This window comes from Aliivibrio sp. EL58, from assembly GCF_900312675.1.
In the GTDB taxonomy this organism is placed as follows: Bacteria; Pseudomonadota; Gammaproteobacteria; order Enterobacterales; family Vibrionaceae; genus Aliivibrio.
In genome coordinates this window covers 1,158,664-1,180,154 of record NZ_OMPC01000009.1, presented here as the reverse complement: position 1 = coordinate 1,180,154, position 21,491 = coordinate 1,158,664, and the positions used below count along the sequence as shown (strand labels likewise).

The following is a 21,491-nucleotide window of genomic DNA, read 5'->3' as shown; positions in this document are numbered from 1 at the left end:
TACCAATGCCAATGTGATTTGGCATTGGAGCATTAAGATAGCTTTACTAGATTTGATGGTAATTTAAGTTTGGTAGAGTCACTAAATCTGCCGCTAGTTTTGCAGTGAGTTCTTTGCCACCCAGTAATGTGACGATTTCCATTGCAAATTCAAGAGCAGAGCCTGGACCTTGGCTTGTAATTAAATGATTTAACACATCAGTAAATACACGTTTAATTCGCAAGTTATCTTTTGGGATGGTATTCATAAAACTTGGATAACAAGTCATTCGTGCATCAGGGTATAAATTGTGATGCTGAAGTACTACTGCTGGTGCTGCACAGATAGCGGCAACCCATTTCTCATCGTATTTTTGTTGTTTTAACATTTCGATAAGAAGAGTACTATCTCTGAAGTTTTCTGCACCTTTAAGACCGCCGGGAAGCACGATACAATCAAATTCTTCATCCGCTACTTCAACCAATTTGACATCAGCAGTAAGAGTGACACGTTGTGCTGCTTTCATGGTTAATGCACCATCAAAAGCGGTGCTAGCAATTGTTACATCAAATTTAGCGCGCTCTAGAATATCTATCACGGTAATCGCTTCTAGCTCTTCTGTTCCAGGAGCAAGGCATACGAGAATTTTTGCTGTCATAGTGTGTTCTCTTCTAATTGTTTTATTTGATTATATAACGTTTGGTTGAGTGGCGCTGAAATACCATGTTGCTCTGCTCTTTGTAATAGATAACCAGTAATATTATCTATTTCAGTTTTTCGTTGATAAAAGCAATCACGATTCATTGAGGAGTAGTTTTCAGAGGTCGCTGATATTACTTGGTTTACTATTGAAACTAGCTCTGTTTCTGTCCACTCGACATCTTCTTGTTGTAATACTTGTTGTACTTCACTGCAAATACGAATGACGTCTTTATGAATATCAGAGTGTGCTAAGTGCCCATTTTGACATTGATGAATTGCAGTTAGTGGATTAATCGCACAGTTAATGGCAAGCTTTTTCCATAATGCGACCTTAATTTCAGGGTTCCACTCGGTACTTGGTAAGCTATGAGTAAGCACCTCTTGGATAAATTGGCATTGATTACCCAATGAGTTGAATGGACCAATAACGGTATGACCCAAGCCTGTGTGTTTTACGGTGTAATTGTTCTCTTTTAATGCTCCATGTGTGGTGGTGGCTTGCAATACTGGATGGTGATTAATGTGCTCTTTTATTGCGTCAATCGCCCCCATGCCATTATGCATAAAGAGTAATATGGTTTCTTGTGATAATAATGAAAGTAAAGGGATTAGTGCGTTTTCTACCTGCCATGCTTTAACGGTAATAAAAAGCAGATCACAATGAATGAGTGATTCTTTGTCGTTACAAGAAAAAGAGTGTGATGAATTGTCTTTTGCATTTAAAGAAAGAGAGCGTTCAGAAGACGTTGAGCTTCTTGTCCATAATGAGACATTATGCCCTGCTTTTTGTAGGTAACACGCCCATAAAGAACCAACGGCTCCAGGGCCAAGAATGGTGATATTCACACGACTATCCATTAAGTATCAATAATGAAAGTAGTGTAATGGGTTTGCTAGAAAAAACAAAGGCGCTCATCATGAGCGCCTTAGTAAAATAAGTATTCTAAATTAGATTAGAAGTTGTATTGTAGACGGTAAATAATTAAATCTTCGTAGCCTTTACGGCCTAATTTATTTACAGTGAAGCGGTAAAGAACACCCGTTGACCAGTTTTGGTGGAAGTTCCACATAGCGTTAGCACTACCGTTTAAGCCCCAACTTTCAGAACCAACACCATCACCATTAGTTGTACTTTGAGCATCAGCATATGCATCATTGCGAGCAAATTCGTATTCACCCCAGCTAGAGAAGGTAAAGTTTTGACCCATGATATCAGTATTGTAGAAACCAACCCAGCCAGCCATACCGCCGTTATTACCTGAATTCGTAGAACCACCAAAATTTGCATCTGTTTGGTTAACTTGATGAGCACCAATGAATGGTGTAAATGCCCAACCATCGCCATTTAGGCCAGTGTAACCAAGACCTAGAACACGGTTTTGTTCGTGAAAACCACTATCCGCATCAGTATTATATACTTGAGCATATAAACTTACTTTTGTATCCATTAGGTTGTAATGAATTGTACCTTTTGCAGAAGCACCGCGGTCATCACCAGCACGATCAACACCTTCGTAATCGTAGAAACCGTAGATTTGACCCCAATCAAACGCTGCACCACCTTCAATACCAATTACCGCTTGGTTACGGTCTGAAATGTCACCGCCAAAGTTGTCATCGTCATTACCAATACCCTGATCCCAAACTTGGTAATCAGCGTACATGCTACCGAAACCGTATAGGTATTCAGCTTGAGCAGGGATAGCAACAGTGGTAGCAAGAACAGATAGAGCTAAAAGGGATTTACGCATAATGGCATCTCTATAGTTAGTATTACTAAAATAATAGGTCAGTAGGTTAAGTACTGCTTTTAAGATGTGCACATAATATCGATAAAGTTCACTTTTTTAAATGCAATTAATGTAACAGTTGTGTTGTATGTGGATCTTGATCCTGTTTATAAAATTAACACTGAAATTTAAGTGATCCAAATCACTTGATTGACATTGTTCTGACAGTAAATTGTGAACACAAACAAAAAAGCCCCCGATATACGGAGGCTTTGGTAGCATAGTTGTTATTTATTTAATGCTCTTAAGAACCTTGTGCTTTATCTAGTAGGGCTTTGAAATGGCCTTTAAGCATAAGTAGCATAACTAAACTCGGAATAACCATTACTGCGGTTAATATGAAGAATAGTGGCCAACTATTTAGGTAGTCAACTAACTCACCACTGAATGAGGCTAGGGTAGTTCGCCCTAAGTTACCTAATGAAGCAAGCAATGCATATTGTGTTGCTGAAAATGCTTCGCCAGTTAATATAGTTAAGAAAGAAACAAAGGCAACAGTAGAGAAGGCCGTTGTAAAGTTATCTACAATAATAGTTGCTAAGAATAAATGCTCATTAGGACCAACATTAGCAATGAGTGCAAACATTAAATTACTTGCAGCCATGGCGATACCGCCGATCATCAGACCTTTAATGACACCAAAACGAACATTGATCAAACTGCCTAATAAAGTAAAGAAGACCGTTGCTCCCCAACCGATTAATTTTGAGTAATAACCAATCTGTTCATTACTGAATCCAATTTCTTTATAGAAGGTGATCGACATTCTACCCAGGAAAGCTTCACCAATTTTAAAGAGAAAAACAAACAGCAATAGTGTACAAGCTGTTTTGACGCCATTGCGATTAAAGAAATCATAAAATGGTTCAATAACGGTTACAGTAAGCCAAGCAGCAACCTTAGAACCGACGACTTTATTATGACGCTCTTCTGCTTCATGTTGTAGCTCATCTCGTTTGGTTTTTGGCTCGCCAACAAGTAAGGTAAAGACCATGAGTAAGCCTACAATACCAGCCATGCCATAATAAACGCCATTCCAACCAATACTATCCGCATTAACAAACGCTAAATAACCTGGCAATGAATAGCCAGTCCACCAACCGATAACTGCCATTGCAGAAGCTTGTGGCATTTTGCTTGATTCTGACTTAGGGAAAGTGTCGATACGGAAGGCATCAATCGCAATGTCTTGTGTTGCTGATGCGGTTGCCACAGCAAGGGCGAACATCGAGGTTAGTGCTAAATTATTCGATGGATCTAAGCCTGCAATTTGTAAGGTACAAAATAGAACGATAGCTTGGCAAAGAAAAATCCAACTACGACGTTGACCTAATTTATTTCCCAAAAATGGGAGTTTTACTCGGTCTACGAGCGGTGCCCACATAAAGTTGATCGCATATACCGCGAATACAGAACCAAAGTAACCAATTGCAGCACGAGTTAAGCCTGCGTCTTTCAGCCAACCAGACATATTAGAACCAATCAGTACCCACGGGAAACCACTAGAGCAACCAAGCATGAAAACCCAAAGTAGACGTTTATCCATGTAGCTTTTAATCGCTGATTTCCATTGCATGGATTGAGACATGAAACGCTCCTTGTTTTTTATATTTATATGAGAAAAAACAAAGCAGCTCGTAAGCTGCTTTGATAATGAACCAGAATCAATAGTAACTAAATTATTTAATCAATGTTGCTTTAGTTATGATAATTGGCTCTACAGGGATATCACGCATCCCATTAGGTAATGCTTTCGTTGGTTTTGTTGCCATCTCTTGAATGACATCGAAGCCTTGGGTTACTTTACCAAAAACCGCATAACCTGGTGGGCGTTGGCTCGCGTTTAAGAAACCATTGTTATTAAGGTTGATATAAAACTGACGAGTTGCAGAATCAGGATTATTGGTACGGGCCATAGCAACAGTAGCAGTGTCATTGTTTAAGCCATTATTGCCTTCATTTTTAATTGGGCCGTAACTTGATTTTTTTAGCATATCTTTATCAAAACCACCCCCTTGAGCCATAAAGCCAGGGATTACACGGTGGAATTGAGTGCCAACATAGCTACCATCTTCAACATAACGAATAAAGTTAGCAACAGAAAGCGGAGCTTTTTCTGAATTAAGTTCAATTGTGAAGTTACCTAATGTGGTTTCAAATTGTACTGATTCAGCCAGTGCTGCTTGAGTAAAACCAAGCGTTGCAATCAATAATGCAGCTTTAGAAGTCCATTTCATCATTAAAAGTTACCTTTAATGTAAGTTTGTAATTCTTCGTCAACGGCAATTTTATCTAACACTGCATTTAGAAGATCGTTAAGTACGCCTTCAATTGCTTCATTGTCAGCACTCATAGAGCCTGTTTTATCAGATACGCCATTGTATGTTTTTACAAATTTACCTTGTGGTGTTTCTGCAGTAATTTGTAGTTTTACTTGGGTTTTCATTTCATTGCTCATTAATGAATGTTGCACACTCACTAATGCTTCAATGATGTCTAAACGTAGTGTGTTATCGCTATCAACGGTAATGATGAAACCTTGTTCTTCTAATTGTGTTGATAGTGCATCTTCAAGCGTTACTCGTAAATTTTGTTTCGCATGAATAGGTTGAACGTTTTGGCGTCCATTATCAATAACAGCAACGTATTGTGCCGTACGTAAATCACTGCTATCTAACGTTAACTTTACACCATCAACGATTTGATGAGCACTGGAAGAAGCAACAGGTTGGATATCCAACTGTGGATCAGAAGGAGCACTACATGCAGCTAAAAATAGAGCAGAAAGGGCAATAATGGCCTTTTTCATTGGGATATCCTTTTTTATTTTGATTTCTCAGCTTTAACAGCTTCTAAAATAACGAATTTTGAATTACTAGCAACTGTGGTGACGTTTTCTTCACCGAACAAGCGACATAATTTATCATCATAATCAAGATGACGGTTTCCAATAACTAATAATTTCCCTTCTTTACATAAGATGTGCTTAGCATCACAAAACATTTGCCATGCAATATGGTCGGTAATAGCTTGGCCTTGATGAAAAGGAGGGTTACATAGTACTAAGTAACTACTGTGTTTTTTAAATCCATCTAAACAGTTGTTGGCGATGAATTGGAATTGACGCTCTTTCCCTAAGTTCACTTCTAAGTTACGACGAGCAGACTCGACAGCCATGAAACTCTCATCAACACAAGTAATGCGCGCTTCTGGGTTTAGTTGAGCAGCTTTAACACTAAGAACGCCATTTCCGCAGCCTAAATCAATAATATGACGTAGTTCAGGATCGACTGGAATATGCTCAAGCATAAAACGAGCACCTTGATCTAAACGTTCACCTGAGTAGACATTAGGGTAGTTTAGTAGGTCGATATCTTCATTATCGACACTCCAACATACGGCTTCTGCAATCGTTGCTGGGTTAGTCGCATTGGCATTAGAGAAAACTAAACGATGCTTTTTCCAAGCTAAAGACGTTTTTGTTTCGCCTAAGAAATCTTCAAAAAGCTCTAGTGTTGAACTGTGAATTTCTTTGGCTTTATTAACCCCAATAATCGGGCATTCAGCGGCCATTGATTGACGAAGTTGCTGTAATTGCCAAGTTAACATGCGATTGTTTTTTGGGATTTGCATTAAGACAAGATCGAAACCTTGCGGCATCTCTTCTGTTGCTGTAATTAACTGTACACGGTTGCAGTGATTACGTTGTAGATTTTTTAAGGTGCCACGCTGAGCAACAAAAGAATCGGTCATCATTGTTACGTTATGTTTTTCAGAGAACCAACAAGATAAAGCACCAAAATTATCGTTTAGGATAAGGATGTTTTTGCCATCTTCTAAGTTTAGTTCTTCTACATGCTTAATAATGTATTCATCACCAGCATCCCAAGCTTGTAATAATTCTTGAGCACGTTTTGGGTAACGCTGTAAATTTAAGCTTCGGTCAAACAAAGATAATTCGGTTTTCATAATTTAGATTCTTCAATAGGGAACGCTTCTGGCTATTGTCGCAAATGGTGTATAAAGTGGAAACAGAAGAATTGAAATAAAGAAGGGATTTATATGATTCAGCATCAAATTGAACAAAAATTACGCACAGAGTTGTCACCGTCATACTTAAAAGTGCTTAATGAGAGTTATATGCACAATGTACCTGAGGGGTCAGAAAGCCACTTTAAAGTGATTGTGGTCAGTGATGATTTTGAAGGGAAGCGCTTACTTGCTCGTCATCGTACGATTAATAGTATCTTAGCTGATGAGTTAGCTAACCACATTCATGCGCTTGCTATACATACCTATTCAGAAGCGGAATGGCAAGCGTTAGACTCTGAGCAGGTACCTAACTCTCCAGATTGCATGGGAGTTAACAAAGGTTAACAATGAAAGCGATATGTTTAATTTTTAACATAAAATAAATACCTATTGCTGCCAATTGTTAAGATTTAGGTGAAAGTTGGTGTCGTTGCTACTAAGGTGGTATTTTTTGATTTTGGACAATAAATGTGCACTGGATCTAAAATGCTTAAACCATTTCAATGATTTCTAACAATGAAGCGCAAAAATTTATGGGAATCTGGTCATTGAACATGGCATGTACACCATAAAAAATGCTAGAATCTTTCGCCTTAAAATAGCTTTTTCGTCTTTATGTAAAAAGCATATTGCTAAGTTGTTGCGGCCTTGAGGGTAAAATCTTAAGGTTGTGTGCATTAGCAATGTCGTGTCTTATATAGAATCCTTTTTCCCAATTAAATTAGTGCAAGTGCGTATGATTACAATAAAAAAGGGTTTGGATCTTCCTATTGCAGGAGTTCCAACTCAGGTGATTAATGATGGTAAATCCATCACTAAAGTCGCCTTGCTTGGCGAAGAGTACATTGGTATGCGTCCAACGATGCATGTCCGTGTGGAAGATGTAGTAAAAAAAGGTCAGATTCTTTTTGCTGATAAAAAGAATCCTGGTGTTATTTTTACTGCTCCAGTAAGTGGTAAAGTTGTTGAAATTAACCGTGGTGCAAAGCGTGTACTTCAATCTGTAGTTATTGCAGTTGAAGGCGAAGAGCAGGTTACTTTTAATAGCTATGCAGCGAATCAATTAGCTTCTCTTGACCGTGATACGGTTAAGCAACAGCTTATTGACTCTGGTGCATGGACTGCATTACGTACTCGTCCGTTCAGCAAGGTTCCAGCGATCGATTCTGAAACAAAGGCTATCTTTGTTACTGCTATGGATACTAATCCTCTAGCAGCTGATGCAGAAGTGATCATTAACCAACAAGAAGATGCTTTTGTTGCAGGCTTAGATCTATTATCTGTTTTAACAGGTGAGAAGGTTTATGTATGTAAGAAAGGAGGTAGCTTACCTCGTTCTTCTCAAAATAATGTTGAAGAACATGTGTTTGATGGACCTCATCCAGCAGGATTAGCAGGTACTCACATGCATTACTTGTATCCTGTAGATACAAATAATGTCGCATGGAGCATCGGCTACCAAGACGTTATTGCGTTTGGTCAACTATTCTTAACGGGTGAAATTTACTCGGATAGAATCGTTTCTCTCGCTGGACCTGCTGTAAATAATCCTCGTTTAGTTCGTACTATTAATGGTGCTAGCTTACTAGAATTAACTGACAGCGAAGTCATGCCTGGTGAAGTACGAATCATCTCTGGTTCTGTATTAAACGGTACTCAAGCGTCTGGTCCTCATGCCTACCTTGGTCGTTACCATCAGCAAGTATGTGTGCTTCGTGAAGGTCGTGAGAAAGAGTTATTTGGTTGGGCTGTCCCAGGCAAAAATAAATTCTCAGTTACTCGTTCATTCTTGAGTCACTTATTCTCAGGTCAATTGTTCAACATGACGACAACTACTAATGGTAGTGATCGTGCAATGGTGCCAATCGGTAATTACGAGCGTGTAATGCCATTAGACATGGAACCTACCATGTTATTGCGTGACCTTTGTGCTGGTGATGTTGACAGTGCAGCACGTTTAGGTGCATTAGAATTAGATGAAGATGATCTAGGTCTATGTACGTATGTGTGCCCTGGTAAATATGAGTATGGTCCAATGCTTCGTGAGATCTTGGATACCATCGAGAAGGAAGGGTAATCAATGAGCCTGTTAAAGATTATTGAAAAAATTGAACCTCATTTCGAACCTGGTGGAAAATATGAAAAATGGTTTGCTCTGTATGAAGCAGCGGCAACTCTTTTTTATACGCCTGGTTTAGTTACTAAAGGTGGTTCACATGTACGTGATAGCGTTGATTTAAAACGTATCATGATCATGGTGTGGTTTGCTGTATTCCCTGCAACATTCTGGGGTATGTACAACTCAGGTCATCAAGCAATTGTTGCTCTGGATCATATGTACCAAGGTGCTGAATTGGCAGCTGTTGTTGCTGGTGACTGGCACTACTGGTTAACCGAGATGCTTGGCGGCACGATAAGTGCTGATGCTGGCTGGGGCAGTAGCATGCTACTGGGGGCAACCTACTTCTTACCTATCTACGCAACAGTATTTATTGTTGGTGGCTTCTGGGAAGTATTGTTCTGTATGGTGCGTAAGCATGAAGTAAATGAAGGTTTCTTCGTTACTTCTATTCTTTTCGCATTGATCGTTCCACCAACGCTTCCTTTATGGCAAGCAGCACTAGGTATTACCTTTGGTGTTGTTGTTGCAAAAGAAATCTTCGGTGGTACAGGTCGTAACTTCCTAAACCCAGCGCTTGCGGGCCGTGCATTCTTATTCTTTGCATACCCAGCTCAAATTTCAGGTGATACAGTTTGGACTGCTGCTGATGGCTTCTCTGGTGCAACAGCACTTAGCCAATGGGCACAAGGCGGTCAAGGTGGCTTAGTTAATACAGTTACTGGCAACACTATCTCTTGGATGGACGCATTCATTGGTAATATCCCAGGTTCAATTGGTGAGGTTTCGACTCTTGCTCTGATCCTTGGTGGCCTAATGATCGTTTACATGCGTATTGCATCTTGGCGTATTATTGCGGGTGTTATGGTTGGTATGGTTGCAGTTTCAACACTGTTTAACCTAATCGGCTCTGATACAAACGCAATGTTTAGCATGCCTTGGCATTGGCACCTAGTTCTTGGTGGTTTTGCGTTTGGTATGATCTTTATGGCTACAGACCCAGTATCAGCGTCATTTACCAGCAAAGGTAAGTGGTGGTACGGTATTTTAATTGGTGCAATGGCTGTAATGATCCGTGTAGTTAACCCTGCATACCCTGAAGGTATGATGTTAGCTATTCTGTTTGCAAACTTATTTGCTCCACTGTTTGATAACCTTGTAGTTGAAGGTAACGTGAAACGGAGACTAAAACGCTATGGCAAGTAATAACGATAGCATTAAAAAAACACTCGGTGTTGTTATTGGTTTGAGCTTAGTGTGTTCAATCATCGTATCAACAGCTGCGGTTGTTCTTAAGCCGAAGCAACAAGCAAATGCCGTTCTAGATAAGCAAAGCAAAATCGTTGAAGTCGCAGGTATTACTGGCTCAGGTACTATTCCTGAACTATTTGCTGCGAACATCGAACCTCGTCTTGTTGATTTTAAAACAGGTGAGTTTGTTGATGGTGATGCTGCAACTTACGATCAACGTAAAGCAGCAAAAGATCCAAAACAATCTATCAAGCTAACTGCTGAGCAAGATAAAGCTAAGATCATTCGTCGTGCTAATTTAGGTGTTGTTTACCTAGTTAAGAGCGGTGATGAAGTATCTAAAGTTATCATTCCTGTTCACGGTACTGGCTTATGGTCAATGATGTATGCGTTTGTTGCTGTTGAGACTGATGGTAACACTGTTGCTGGTATCACTTACTACGAGCAAGGTGAAACTCCTGGGCTTGGTGGTGAAGTTGAAAACCCAACATGGCGTGCACAGTTTGTAGGTAAAACTCTGTTTGATGCAGATCATAACCCTGCAATTAAGATCGTTAAAGGCGGTGCTCCAGCTGGTTCTGAGCACGGTGTAGATGGTCTTTCTGGTGCAACGCTAACAGGCAACGGTGTTCAAAACACATTTGACTTCTGGTTAGGTAATGATGGTTTCGGCCCATTCTTAGCGAAAGTTCGTGATGGAGGTCTGAACTAATGGCGAGCGTAAAAGACATTAAAAAGAGCGTTTTAGCACCGGTATTGGATAACAACCCAATCGCGCTACAAGTTCTTGGTGTATGTTCAGCTTTAGCTGTAACAACTAAGCTTGAAACGGCTTTTGTTATGACAATTGCAGTAATGTTTGTTACTGCATTATCTAACTTATTCGTTTCGCTAATTCGTAACCACATGCCAAACAGTGTTCGTATCATCGTTCAGATGGCGATCATTGCCTCTTTGGTAATCGTTGTTGACCAAGTATTGAAAGCATATCTTTACGATATCTCTAAACAGCTTTCTGTATTTGTTAGTTTGATCATTACAAACTGTATTGTAATGGGTCGTGCTGAAGCGTTCGCAATGAAGTCTGCACCTCTTCCATCATTCATCGATGGTATTGGTAACGGTCTTGGTTACGGTTTTGTATTGATGACAGTTGCATTTTTCCGTGAACTTCTAGGTTCAGGTAAACTGTTTGGTGTTGAGGTTCTTCCACTTGTTTCTAACGGCGGCTGGTACCAACCAAATGGTCTAATGCTTCTAGCACCATCTGCATTCTTCTTAATTGGTTTTATGATTTGGGCTATCCGTATCATCAAGCCAGAACAAGTAGAAGCGAAGGAGTAAGGTCGAAATGGAACATTATATTAGTTTACTTGTTAAATCGATCTTCATTGAGAACATGGCGCTTTCGTTCTTCTTGGGTATGTGTACTTTCTTAGCCGTGTCTAAGAAAGTAAAAACATCGTTTGGTCTTGGTGTTGCTGTAGTTGTTGTATTAACAATCGCAGTACCATTGAACAACCTTGTTTACACTTACTTGTTGAAAGAAAATGCGATTGTTGCTGGTGTAGATTTAACATTCCTTAGCTTTATTACCTTTATTGGTGTTATCGCGGCACTTGTACAAATACTAGAAATGATCTTAGACCGTTTCTTCCCGCCTTTGTACAATGCGTTAGGTATTTTCCTTCCGTTAATCACAGTTAACTGTGCAATTTTCGGTGGTGTATCTTTCATGGTTCAACGTGACTATAACTTTGCTGAATCTGTAGTTTATGGATTTGGTTCTGGTGTTGGTTGGATGTTGGCTATTGTCGCACTTGCTGGTATTCGTGAGAAAATGAAGTATTCAGATGTACCTCCAGGTCTTCGTGGCTTAGGTATTACTTTCATTACAGTAGGTTTGATGGCGTTAGGCTTTATGTCTTTCTCTGGTGTTCAACTGTAGGGTAAGCACCCAGTAATAAGGAATAACAAATGCAAAGCATTATTCTTGGTGTAGCGATGTTTACCATAATTGTACTGGTTTTAGTTTTAGTGATTTTATTCGCTAAATCTAAACTAGTGCCATCAGGTGACATTACTATCTCTGTAAATGGTGATCCTGAAAAAGCGATCATTACACAGCCTGGTAGCAAATTACTTAACGCTCTTGGTAGCGCAGGTATCTTTGTATCATCAGCTTGTGGTGGCGGTGGCTCTTGTGGTCAGTGTCGTGTGAAAGTGAAATCTGGCGGTGGTGATATTCTACCTACAGAGCTTGATCACATTTCTAAAGGTGAGGCTCGCGAAGGTGAGCGTCTAGCATGTCAAGTTGCAATGAAAACTGACATGGAAATTGAACTTCCAGAAGAAATCTTTGGTGTTAAAAAGTGGGAATGTACGGTTATCTCTAATGATAACGAAGCTACTTTCATCAAAGAACTTGCTCTTGCTATCCCAGATGGTGAAGAAGTTCCATTCCGTGCTGGTGGTTACATTCAAATTGAAGCTGAACCACATCATGTGAAATACTCAGATTATGATATTCCTGAAGAATATCGTGGCGATTGGGATAAGTTTAACTTATTCCGTTACGAGTCAATCGTTAAAGAGCATTCGATTCGTGCATACTCTATGGCTTCATACCCAGAAGAGAAAGGCATCATCAAGCTTAACGTACGTATTGCAACTCCGCCGCCAAATAATCCTGATGTAGCTCCAGGTGTTATGTCATCTTATATCTGGTCTTTAAAAGAAGGCGACAAATGTACTATTTCTGGTCCATTTGGTGAGTTCTTTGCAAAAGATACTGATAATGAAATGGTATTCATCGGTGGTGGTGCAGGTATGGCGCCAATGCGTTCTCATATCTTTGACCAACTTTTACGTCTTAAATCAACACGTAAAATGTCTTACTGGTATGGTGCACGCTCTAAGCGTGAAATGTTCTACGTTGAAGACTTTGACGGCCTAGCGGCTAACAATGAAAACTTCGTATGGCATTGTGCTCTGTCTGATCCTATGCCAGAAGATAACTGGGATGGTTACACAGGCTTCATTCACAACGTACTTTATGAAAACTACCTGAAAGATCATGAAGCACCTGAAGATTGTGAATACTACATGTGTGGTCCACCAATGATGAACGCAGCTGTTATCGGCATGCTTAAAGATCTTGGTGTTGAAGATGAAAACATCTTACTAGATGACTTCGGTGGTTAATCCATTGAAGTAAGAAATATTGGCTGACTCATCACTGAGTCAGCCTTTTTTCGTATTAATGAGCGGTATTTAACCTGACAAAGTACAGGGTTATAGGTTTTGTAAATCTATATTCCTGTGTATTGTTTACGTTATTTTAATGTATTTAAATTAAGGAGTTGGCAGTGACTGTCAGTGTTACTCATTTAGTAAATAAAGCTAAAATTGTTTTATTGTCTTGCCTAGCGTTAGTGTTACTTTCTGGTTGTGGTGATCAACGTGAGCAAGTGTATATAAATGGCCCTACAATGGGGACAAGCTATAATATTAAATATATTGGTAAAGATGGATTACCTAAATCTGAAGTCGTTCATGCTGAGATAGATAAACGCTTAGAGTTAGTTAATGATCAAATGTCAACGTATCGAAAAGATTCAGAGTTAAGTCAATTTAATACAAGTGAAGAGTTAACTCCGTTTACCGTATCGAAAGACACAGCAACAGTGATTAAAGAAGCGATGCGTTTAAATGAAGTGACATTAGGGGCATTAGACGTAACGGTTGGACCTTTAGTCAATCTATGGGGATTTGGCCCAGAAGCTCGCCCTGAAGTAGTTCCAACAGAAGATGAATTAAATACTCGTCGTGCTATTGTTGGTATACAACACTTAAACGTAACAGAAACGACAGTAACAAAAGATATTCCAGAGCTTTATGTTGATTTATCAACCATAGCAAAAGGCTGGGGTGTCGATGTTGTTGCCAATTACCTAGAAGAGTTAGGCATTACTGATTACATGGTGGAAGTCGGCGGTGAAATGCGTGTTAAAGGCAACAATAAAGAGAACGTTGCTTGGCGTATCGCGATTGAAAAACCATCTGTCGATGAGCGTTCAATCCAAGAGATCATTGAACCTGGCCATCATGCTGTAGCGACATCTGGTGATTACCGTATTTATTTTGAAAAAGAGGGCGTTCGTTACTCTCATATTATCAATCCGATTACCGGTAAACCAATTGCGAATAAAGTTGTCTCAGTAACAGTACTTGATAAATCGTCGATGACAGCAGATGGACTAGCAACTGGCTTAATGGTATTAGGTGAAGAAAAAGGCATGGAAGTCGCAGAGCAACATAATATTCCTGTTTTCATGATAGTGAAAACCCAAGATGGCTTTAAAGAAATCGTTTCTGAAGCCTTTAAGCCTTTTTTGAAATAAGTGAGTAAATAATGAATACATTTCTAATCACATTTTTTGTTTTCTTAGCGGTTATTTGTGCAATGGCAATTGGCTATATTGTGCAACGTAAAGTCGTGAAAGGTAGCTGTGGTGGTCTTGGTGCTGTTGGTATCGATAAAGTATGTAACTGCCCAGAGCCTTGTGATGCACGTAAAAAGCGTGAAGCAAAAGAAGCTATTCGAGCTGAGAAGTTGGCAGCTTGGGAGAAAGATCGTATCGCATAACTGCCGACAGTGAGTTATAGATAAATAAAAACAGCATCAGTAATGGTGCTGTTTTTTTATTTGATGATTAATTATTTGAATAAAAAATAGTTCAGCGTTATTATTTGACTGTGTATTTATACAGTTGTCTTATATGAACGTAAACATGGAAATCTCGCAACTAGAAGCTGAAAAAAAAGGGCGAAAAATAATTCATATTGATATGGATTGCTTTTACGCAGCAGTAGAAATGCGAGACAACCCAGCACTACGTAATGTTCCTTTAGCCGTTGGTGGTCATGAGAGGCAGCGTGGAGTTCTGAGTACTTGTAATTACGCCGCAAGAAAGTTTGGTATTCATTCAGCCATGCCGACAGGAAAAGCGCTAAAATTGTGTCCAAATCTCGTTGTTGTCCCAGGAAGGATGCAGGTATACAAAGAGGTATCCCATCATATCCACCGTATTTTTCGACGTTATACCGATAAAATAGAACCTCTCTCATTAGATGAAGCTTATTTAGATGTTAGTGATTGCTTACTTCTTCATGGTTCTGCAACACTTATCGCAGAGCAGATCCGTAAAGATATTTTTAATGAACTACAACTAACCGCTTCTGCAGGAATTGCACCACTTAAGTTTTTAGCAAAAATAGCCTCAGATCTGAATAAACCAAATGGGCAATACGTGATCACTCCAGATACTGTAATGGAGGAGATAAACAAGCTGCCATTAGAGAAAATTCCAGGTGTAGGAAAGGTGAGTTTAGAGCGCTTACATCAGTTTGGGTTATATACGTGTAGTGATGTTAAAAAAAGTGAGCAGAGAGATTTATTACTAAGGTTTGGAAAAATGGGGGCTTCACTATGGAAACGATCTCATGGGATTGATGAGCGTGAAGTGATTACAGAGAGGAACAGAAAGTCAGTGGGAGTAGAGAGGACCTTTACCCATAACATAAGCTCTTTCGATGAGTGTTGGTCTGTTATCCAGACTCGGCTATACCCTGAGTTAGAGAAGCGACTGCTTAAAGCTAATGGTTCATCTAGCATCGCGAAGCAAGGAATTAAAATTAAATTTGCCGATTTTCAGCAAACGACGATAGAGCATGTACATGCTAGCCTTACATTGCCTTTTTTTGAAGAGCTTCTGATTGAAGTGTTAGAGAGACAAAAAGGACGAGAAATCCGATTAATAGGGGTTAGTGTCATGCTAAAAGAAAAAGAAGCTTTTCAGCAGTTAAGTTTAATTTAGAAGCAGAATAACGGGTAATTCTGTGGCGTTAATGATACTTATGTTTATAAAATGAGATTCAAGTGTGGGCGATCCGTTTGGTAATGATCTTATGTTGTTAGCTGTAATTTATATATTTGTAATATAAATATTTTTTTCTAGAGCTTATAAAATCAGCACTATATAATTCTATTTCAAAATTTATAAGATAATAATTATATAAAAACGGTTGTTTATGAAATTTACAAAATGTGCGTTGGCGTTAAGTTTAGTTTTCCCTTCAGTGGCTATTTCTGCGCCTCTACTTTCTTTAGATACTTTGACAAATCAAGAGAAAATTCAACAAACCAATGCATGGTTAGAAATTGATACTAAAGCTTTTCAACATAATATCGATACCTTAAAACAAACATTATCAGAAAACACAAAAGTATGTGCAATCATGAAAGCAGATGCTTATGGTAATGGGATTGAAGGCTTAATGGCTTCAGTGATTGATCGTAATGTCGAGTGCATTGGTATTACGAGTAATGAAGAAGCGCGTATTGTTCGAGCTAAAGGTTTCGAAGGCGAAATCATGCGTGTACGTGCAGCAACACCTAATGAAATTCAATCAGGTTTAGAGTACCAAATTGAAGAGTTAATTGGTTCAAGTGAACAAGCTAATACCATTGCAAAGTTAGCTAAAAAAAATAATACGATCATTCCTGTTCACTTAGCAATTAATGCAGGTGGCATGGGACGTAATGGGTTAGATTTAACTCAGTTGCAAGGTAAAAAAGAGGCGCTAAATATTGCCTTTAATGGTCATGTTAATATCGTTGGGATCATGACGCATTTTCCTAATGAATCAGTTGAAGAGATCCGCACAAAGCTAAACTTATTCAAACAAGAAAGCCAATGGCTGATTGATGAAGCTCAGCTAAATCGTGAAAATATTACTCTTCATGTTGCTAACTCTTACACCACCATTAATCTACCAGAAGCTCATTTAGATATGGTTCGCCCTGGTGGCCTACTGTATGGTGATATGCCAAGTAACCCTGAATACAAACGTATCGTTCGCTTTAAAACCTCTGTTGCCTCTTTAAATTACTTACCAAAAGGCAGCACTATTGGCTACAGCAGCACTTACGTACTAGGCCGAGATTCAATTCTAGCCAATTTACCATTAGGTTATTCTGATGGTTATGTACGCTCAATTGGTAATAACGGCTATGTATTAATTAATGGTCAGAAAGCAAATGTAGTGGGTGTGACGTCTATGAATACCACCATGGTTGATGTTACCGATATTGCAGATGTTCAACCGGGTGATGAAGTGGTTCTTTTTGGTTCTCAAAATGAAGAGACGATTGAAACTAAAGAAATGGAAGCATTTAGCAGTCGCAGTATGCCTGAACTATACGTTATCTGGGGCGCAACTAATCCAAAAGTTTATTTTTAATACCAATCCCAGTAATTAGCTAATTAATTAAATTGGTTCATTAATTGTATTAATATAAATAAAAACGGTCAGCATATGCTGACCGTTTTTTATTAACAAGTAATGGATTATTTCTTAGGAATGTTCTCTAAGATAGCTACCATTTGCTCCCAATAAAGAGCAACCGTATCAATTTTCACTTTCTCATCTGGAGAGTGAGGGAATTTGATTGTTGGACCGAATGAAATCATATCCATTTCTGGATAAGGCTTCTTAAATAGACCACACTCAAGACCTGCGTGAATAACCATAATATTTGGTTTATTTCCGTAGATACCTTCATAAACATCACGGAAAACATGCATGATTTCAGAATCAGCATCAGGCTTCCAGCCAGGGTAAGTACCAGAGAAGGTGACTTGTGCGCCTGCTAATTCAGCAACAGAAGAAAGCATACCTTCAACCATACTACGACCCGAGTCCATTAATGAACGGATAAGACAAAGAATAGTAATAGAATCTTCATCTGTCGTAATAACACCAACGTTCAAAGATGTTTCAACCACGCCTTCAATATCATCACTCATACGGATCACACCGTTTGGACACGCATTCAATGTTGCAATAAAGCGTGCTTGAGTCGATGAAGTTAGACTTTTATCTGCAGAAACCGCTTCATTAAAGGTTACGATACCTGTTTCTACTCGGCCTAGTTCCGCTTTTAGTAAATCAGTATAAAACGTGAATAGCTCGGCAAGTTTTGCTTCGTTCTCAGCAGGAACGGCAACGGTTGCAAATGCTTCACGTGGAATCGCGTTACGTAAACTACCACCACGGAACTCAACAAGACGTAAATCAAGCTCAGCAGCGTGACCAGCAAGGAAGCGTCCTAAGAGTTTGTTTGCGTTACCACGACCAGTGTGAATATCACAACCAGAGTGGCCGCCTTTTAGGCCTTTCAATGTAATTTGACGAGTCACATAACCTGTTGGTAGTGCTTCACGTTCGATATTCAGTTTGATAGCACCATCAGCACCACCAGCACAACCCATATAGATCTCGCCTTCTTGTTCAGAATCTGTATTTAAAAGGATATCACCTTCTAACCAACCCGCTTCTAAACCGAAAGCACCCGTCATGCCAGCTTCTTCATCGATCGTAAGTAAAACTTCAAGAGGACCATGCTTGATCTCATTTGAAGCTAATACAGTTAGACAAGAAGCCATGCCCATGCCGTTATCAGCGCCAAGTGTCGTTCCTTTCGCTGTTACCCACTCGCCATCAATGTAAGGCTGAATAGGATCTTTTGTGAAGTCATGATCAGTGTCTTCATTCTTTTGTGGAACCATGTCGATATGAGCTTGAAGAACAACCCCTTTACGATCTTCCATGCCTGCGGTTGCTGGCTTTTTAATGAATACATTGCCGGTTGGATCACGGCGAACATCTAGTCCTTCACTTGTTGCCCATTCAATGATGTATTGAGCTAATGCTTCTTCATGTTTAGAAGGGTGAGGGATAGAGCAAATTTTATCGAAAAACTGCCAAAGAGGTTGAGGGGTAAGTTGACTGATCTCAGACACAAGAATCTCCTTTTGAGAACATTATTTATTTAGGAATGCTCTATTTATTTGAGTTATTGGGTATTAATTAAAACAAGTATACCTATGAATCTAGCGAATTACTCTGTTTGATATCGTAAATCCATATACTGATTTTATGAACTTAAAGGTAAATAGTTTAAATTTTTAAATAGCAAACGGTTACGTAATAAAACTACACAATATGATGGTTTAGTGGGCGGTAATTGATATTTTTTGTGAGCTGGGTCATGTTTTTGTTGTAATTTTATTCCATAGTGATATAGTTGTCTTCTCTGCTGATACAGCAGATGTAAATGCTCAAAGGATGAGTCCGATTTATCGCCTCCAAGGAACCGAGATCAATTATTTTGTTTTTAACTGTCAATTGATAAGGTGATGTTATGTCTTTTTTAAGCTCTTCAAGTTTCTGGAACCAACGCTCTGTTTATACAAGTCAATTCGTATACCCAGCTTGCTTTGGTTACTAATAAAACCTCGGTTTTATACAGTAAAGTAATACCCCTATAATTGGAATTCAATTAAACCCATCTTGGGTGACTTAATTCTCCGCCAGCCAAATTTTTTGGGTGGCGTTTTTTTTGCTTTTAAATTATTACCGCACCACATTCCATTTCTTTAATTTCTCATAACTTGTTGATTTACATTATTTAGTAGTATTAATTCTAAATAGTGCTTTCACTTTATTTATCATTAACTCATTAAAAGGGTAACTATCGCTAGAAATTCATATAATTCCTCTTTATAATCCTCAGCCAATCGATTACGCAAACGTTTAAATTGCATAAAATAGACTAGGACACCCCCAATGCTTGAGAAACTGTTTCAACTAAAAGAAAACGGTACGGATTTTCGTACTGAGGTTATTGCAGGATTAACTACCTTTTTAACCATGGCTTATGTCATTTTCGTTAATCCCGCAATTCTAGCTGATGCGGGAATGGATAAAGGCGCTGTATTTGTTGCAACCTGTATTGCTGCTGCAATTGGTTGTTTCATTATGGGGTTTGTTGCTAACTTTCCAATAGCTCAAGCACCTGGTATGGGGTTAAATGCCTTCTTCACCTATACCGTTGTTTTAGGTATGGGCCATACATGGCAGGTTGCACTAGCTGCTGTATTTATGTCTGGTGTCTTATTTATACTATTAAGTCTTTTTAAAATTAGAGAATTAATAATTAACTCTATCCCTCTTTCTTTACGAACGGGTATCTCTGCGGGTATTGGTTTATTTCTTGCTTTTATTGCATTGAAGAATTCAGGTATCGTGATTGATAACCCTGCAACATTAGTTTCAATGGGTAGTATTAATAGTTTTCCAGCAGCAATGGGCGCTTTAGCTTTCTTTTTGACTATTGCACTGGTTCATCGTGGCTATAAAGCAGCTGTTATGATTGCTATCTTAGCAGTAACCGCTATTTCATTACTTTTTGGTGATGTTCAATATGCCGGTATTATGTCAATGCCACCAAGCATCGCACCTACTTTTTTACAATTAGACTTTTCTAGTGCGTTTGAATTGAGCATGTTAACGGTTGTGTTTGCTTTCTTATTTGTTGATTTGTTTGATACCGCAGGAACTTTAGTCGGTGTTTCTCAAAAAGCAGGAATTATGGATAAAGACGGTAATATCCCTCGTCTAAATAAAGCATTATTAGCGGACTCAACGGCAACGTCAGTAGGTGCTTTATTAGGTACATCAAATACTACGTCATACATTGAAAGTGTTGCTGGTGTTGCAGCTGGTGGCCGTACTGGTTTAACAGCAGTTGTAGTTGGTATCCTATTTCTTTTAGCTCTATTTTTTGCACCACTTGCAGGAATGGTCCCTGCTTATGCAACCGCTGGCGCACTGTTCTATGTTGCAATTCTAATGATGTCTGGTCTTGTGAGCATTGATTGGCGAGATCTTACTGAAGCAGCCCCTGTTGTTGTGGTATGCTTACTTATGCCTTTAACCTTCTCTATTGCTGATGGAATTTCGCTAGGCTTTATCTCTTATGCTGCGATTAAGTTGCTAAGTGGTAAAGGTCGTGATGTTCATATCAGTGTTTGGGTTCTTGCTGCACTATTCACGCTGAAATTTATTTTTACGGCGTAGTCGCTACCGGCTATGCTTTTTAGAGGTTTTGTCTATTATGGCTAACAAATTTGTAATCACTTGGGATAACATGCAGATGTATACTCGTCAGCTTGCTGAACAGTTACTTCCTGCCGAGCAATGGAAAGGTATTTTGGCTGTGAGCCGTGGCGGTTTAGTGCCTGCTGCGATTTTAGCTCGTGAGTTGAATATTCGTTATGTTGATACAGTTTGTATTTCAAGCTACGATCATGATCACCAGCGTGATATGACGGTTGTTAAAGCAATGGAAGGTGATGGTGAAGGTTTTATCATCATTGATGACCTTGTTGATAGCGGTGATACAGCGGTTAAACTACGTGAAATGTACCCTAAAGGTAAATTAGTGACAGTATGTGCTAAACCAGCAGGCATTCATTTAGTTGATGCTTATGTTGTTGATATCCCACAAGATACATGGATTGAACAACCATGGGATATGGCGGTAACATACGTAGATCCTATTTGTAAAAAATAATTCAAATCAAATTGATAAAAATGACTCTCTTAGTAGGGTCATTTTTTTTGCCTTGAATTTGATTTTATTGCGCTCTGCGTATTTCTTATTTGTCTTTCAGTATATAGTAATAGCCATCAACCTTTGTATTACTGGT

At 39.0% G+C, this 21,491-nt stretch carries 21 protein-coding genes; 13 read left to right on the top strand and 8 right to left on the bottom strand.

Features of this window, described 5'->3' with window-relative positions; genetic code table 11:
- Positions 1-46 precede the first annotated feature (46 nt).
- From ED622_RS16315 to ED622_RS16285, 7 genes are all read right to left on the bottom strand, one after another.
- A complete protein-coding gene (locus ED622_RS16315; protein ID WP_122035817.1) occupies positions 47-637 on the bottom strand; it encodes a DJ-1 family glyoxalase III in 591 nt (196 codons plus the stop codon).
- A complete protein-coding gene (panE, locus tag ED622_RS16310; RefSeq protein WP_254052648.1) occupies positions 634-1,527 on the bottom strand; it encodes a 2-dehydropantoate 2-reductase in 894 nt (297 codons plus the stop codon). The genes ED622_RS16315 and panE overlap by 4 nt, the downstream gene beginning before the upstream one ends.
- A 107-nt stretch (positions 1,528-1,634) precedes the next feature.
- Positions 1,635-2,432: an outer membrane protein OmpK gene (locus ED622_RS16305; protein WP_122035813.1), complete on the bottom strand. Its 798-nt coding sequence runs from the start codon at positions 2,430-2,432 to the stop codon at positions 1,635-1,637.
- A gap of 283 nt (positions 2,433-2,715) precedes the next feature.
- Positions 2,716-4,059: an MFS transporter gene (locus tag ED622_RS16300; RefSeq protein WP_122035811.1), complete on the bottom strand. Its 1,344-nt coding sequence runs from the start codon at positions 4,057-4,059 to the stop codon at positions 2,716-2,718.
- 91 nt (positions 4,060-4,150) lie between these two features.
- Positions 4,151-4,711 carry a peptidylprolyl isomerase gene (locus tag ED622_RS16295; RefSeq protein WP_122035809.1) on the bottom strand — a complete coding sequence of 187 codons (561 nt, stop codon included), beginning with the start codon at positions 4,709-4,711 and terminating at the stop codon, positions 4,151-4,153.
- Positions 4,711-5,280 (bottom strand): YajG family lipoprotein, encoded by a 570-nt coding sequence (locus ED622_RS16290; RefSeq protein ID WP_122035807.1) that lies wholly within the window; start codon positions 5,278-5,280, stop codon positions 4,711-4,713. The genes ED622_RS16295 and ED622_RS16290 overlap by 1 nt, the downstream gene beginning before the upstream one ends.
- A gap of 14 nt (positions 5,281-5,294) precedes the next feature.
- Positions 5,295-6,440, bottom strand: coding sequence for a methyltransferase (locus ED622_RS16285; RefSeq protein ID WP_122035805.1), 1,146 nt, complete (start codon positions 6,438-6,440; stop codon positions 5,295-5,297).
- 93 nt (positions 6,441-6,533) lie between these two features.
- Between ED622_RS16285 and bolA the strand changes: the two genes are divergently transcribed.
- The 11 genes from bolA (at position 6,534) to alr (ending at position 17,178) form a co-directional block, all read left to right on the top strand.
- Positions 6,534-6,848: a transcriptional regulator BolA gene (bolA, locus tag ED622_RS16280; RefSeq protein WP_122035803.1), complete on the top strand. Its 315-nt coding sequence runs from the start codon at positions 6,534-6,536 to the stop codon at positions 6,846-6,848.
- Between the two features lie 391 nt (positions 6,849-7,239).
- Positions 7,240-8,580 carry a Na(+)-translocating NADH-quinone reductase subunit A gene (locus tag ED622_RS20015; RefSeq protein WP_216822085.1) on the top strand — a complete coding sequence of 447 codons (1,341 nt, stop codon included), beginning with the start codon at positions 7,240-7,242 and terminating at the stop codon, positions 8,578-8,580.
- A gap of 3 nt (positions 8,581-8,583) precedes the next feature.
- Complete coding sequence (locus tag ED622_RS20010; protein ID WP_216822084.1) at positions 8,584-9,828, top strand: NADH:ubiquinone reductase (Na(+)-transporting) subunit B; 1,245 nt, start codon at positions 8,584-8,586, stop codon at positions 9,826-9,828.
- Positions 9,818-10,585: a Na(+)-translocating NADH-quinone reductase subunit C gene (locus ED622_RS16270; protein WP_122035801.1), complete on the top strand. Its 768-nt coding sequence runs from the start codon at positions 9,818-9,820 to the stop codon at positions 10,583-10,585. Before ED622_RS20010 ends, ED622_RS16270 begins: the two co-directional genes overlap by 11 nt.
- Complete coding sequence (locus tag ED622_RS16265; protein WP_122035799.1) at positions 10,585-11,217, top strand: NADH:ubiquinone reductase (Na(+)-transporting) subunit D; 633 nt, start codon at positions 10,585-10,587, stop codon at positions 11,215-11,217. The genes ED622_RS16270 and ED622_RS16265 overlap by 1 nt, the downstream gene beginning before the upstream one ends.
- 7 nt (positions 11,218-11,224) lie before the next feature.
- Positions 11,225-11,821 carry an NADH:ubiquinone reductase (Na(+)-transporting) subunit E gene (nqrE, locus tag ED622_RS16260; protein ID WP_045101477.1) on the top strand — a complete coding sequence of 199 codons (597 nt, stop codon included), beginning with the start codon at positions 11,225-11,227 and terminating at the stop codon, positions 11,819-11,821.
- A gap of 29 nt (positions 11,822-11,850) precedes the next feature.
- On the top strand, positions 11,851-13,077 hold the full coding sequence (gene nqrF / locus ED622_RS16255) for an NADH:ubiquinone reductase (Na(+)-transporting) subunit F (RefSeq protein ID WP_045101478.1): 1,227 nt from the start codon (positions 11,851-11,853) through the stop codon (positions 13,075-13,077).
- A gap of 212 nt (positions 13,078-13,289) precedes the next feature.
- Positions 13,290-14,276 carry an FAD:protein FMN transferase gene (locus ED622_RS16250; RefSeq protein ID WP_371413445.1) on the top strand — a complete coding sequence of 329 codons (987 nt, stop codon included), beginning with the start codon at positions 13,290-13,292 and terminating at the stop codon, positions 14,274-14,276.
- Between the two features lie 11 nt (positions 14,277-14,287).
- The gene (gene nqrM, locus ED622_RS16245; protein WP_122035795.1) at positions 14,288-14,521 is read left to right on the top strand and encodes a (Na+)-NQR maturation NqrM; all 234 of its coding nucleotides are present in this window, start codon (positions 14,288-14,290) and stop codon (positions 14,519-14,521) included.
- Positions 14,522-14,666: 145 nt separating this feature from the next.
- On the top strand, positions 14,667-15,752 hold the full coding sequence (gene dinB / locus ED622_RS16240) for a DNA polymerase IV (protein ID WP_174213448.1): 1,086 nt from the start codon (positions 14,667-14,669) through the stop codon (positions 15,750-15,752).
- 214 nt (positions 15,753-15,966) lie between these two features.
- A complete protein-coding gene (alr, locus tag ED622_RS16235; RefSeq protein WP_122035791.1) occupies positions 15,967-17,178 on the top strand; it encodes an alanine racemase in 1,212 nt (403 codons plus the stop codon).
- A 107-nt stretch (positions 17,179-17,285) separates the two neighbouring features.
- Here the strand turns inward: alr and ED622_RS16230 are convergent, their stop codons facing one another.
- Positions 17,286-18,740 carry an aminoacyl-histidine dipeptidase gene (locus ED622_RS16230; protein ID WP_122035789.1) on the bottom strand — a complete coding sequence of 485 codons (1,455 nt, stop codon included), beginning with the start codon at positions 18,738-18,740 and terminating at the stop codon, positions 17,286-17,288.
- An 826-nt stretch (positions 18,741-19,566) separates the two neighbouring features.
- Between ED622_RS16230 and ED622_RS16225 the strand changes: the two genes are divergently transcribed.
- Complete coding sequence (locus ED622_RS16225) at positions 19,567-20,859, top strand: NCS2 family permease (protein ID WP_122035787.1); 1,293 nt, start codon at positions 19,567-19,569, stop codon at positions 20,857-20,859.
- Between the two features lie 37 nt (positions 20,860-20,896).
- On the top strand, positions 20,897-21,355 hold the full coding sequence (gene gpt / locus ED622_RS16220; protein WP_045101484.1) for a xanthine phosphoribosyltransferase: 459 nt from the start codon (positions 20,897-20,899) through the stop codon (positions 21,353-21,355).
- The last annotated feature ends 136 nt before the right edge of the window (positions 21,356-21,491 follow it).

Coding starts and splice junctions, on each gene's coding strand:
- ED622_RS16315 (WP_122035817.1), bottom strand. CDS start 637: ATGACAGCAAAAATTCTCGTATGCCTTGCTCCTGGAACAGAAGAGCTA.
- ED622_RS16305 (WP_122035813.1), bottom strand. CDS start 2,432: ATGCGTAAATCCCTTTTAGCTCTATCTGTTCTTGCTACCACTGTTGCT.
- ED622_RS16300 (WP_122035811.1), bottom strand. CDS start 4,059: ATGTCTCAATCCATGCAATGGAAATCAGCGATTAAAAGCTACATGGAT.
- ED622_RS16295 (WP_122035809.1), bottom strand. CDS start 4,711: ATGATGAAATGGACTTCTAAAGCTGCATTATTGATTGCAACGCTTGGT.
- ED622_RS16290 (WP_122035807.1), bottom strand. CDS start 5,280: ATGAAAAAGGCCATTATTGCCCTTTCTGCTCTATTTTTAGCTGCATGT.
- ED622_RS16285 (WP_122035805.1), bottom strand. CDS start 6,440: ATGAAAACCGAATTATCTTTGTTTGACCGAAGCTTAAATTTACAGCGT.
- bolA (WP_122035803.1), top strand. CDS start 6,534: ATGATTCAGCATCAAATTGAACAAAAATTACGCACAGAGTTGTCACCG.
- ED622_RS20015 (WP_216822085.1), top strand. CDS start 7,240: ATGATTACAATAAAAAAGGGTTTGGATCTTCCTATTGCAGGAGTTCCA.
- ED622_RS20010 (WP_216822084.1), top strand. CDS start 8,584: ATGAGCCTGTTAAAGATTATTGAAAAAATTGAACCTCATTTCGAACCT.
- ED622_RS16270 (WP_122035801.1), top strand. CDS start 9,818: ATGGCAAGTAATAACGATAGCATTAAAAAAACACTCGGTGTTGTTATT.
- ED622_RS16265 (WP_122035799.1), top strand. CDS start 10,585: ATGGCGAGCGTAAAAGACATTAAAAAGAGCGTTTTAGCACCGGTATTG.
- nqrE (WP_045101477.1), top strand. CDS start 11,225: ATGGAACATTATATTAGTTTACTTGTTAAATCGATCTTCATTGAGAAC.
- nqrF (WP_045101478.1), top strand. CDS start 11,851: ATGCAAAGCATTATTCTTGGTGTAGCGATGTTTACCATAATTGTACTG.
- nqrM (WP_122035795.1), top strand. CDS start 14,288: ATGAATACATTTCTAATCACATTTTTTGTTTTCTTAGCGGTTATTTGT.
- dinB (WP_174213448.1), top strand. CDS start 14,667: ATGGAAATCTCGCAACTAGAAGCTGAAAAAAAAGGGCGAAAAATAATT.
- alr (WP_122035791.1), top strand. CDS start 15,967: ATGAAATTTACAAAATGTGCGTTGGCGTTAAGTTTAGTTTTCCCTTCA.
- ED622_RS16225 (WP_122035787.1), top strand. CDS start 19,567: ATGCTTGAGAAACTGTTTCAACTAAAAGAAAACGGTACGGATTTTCGT.
- gpt (WP_045101484.1), top strand. CDS start 20,897: ATGGCTAACAAATTTGTAATCACTTGGGATAACATGCAGATGTATACT.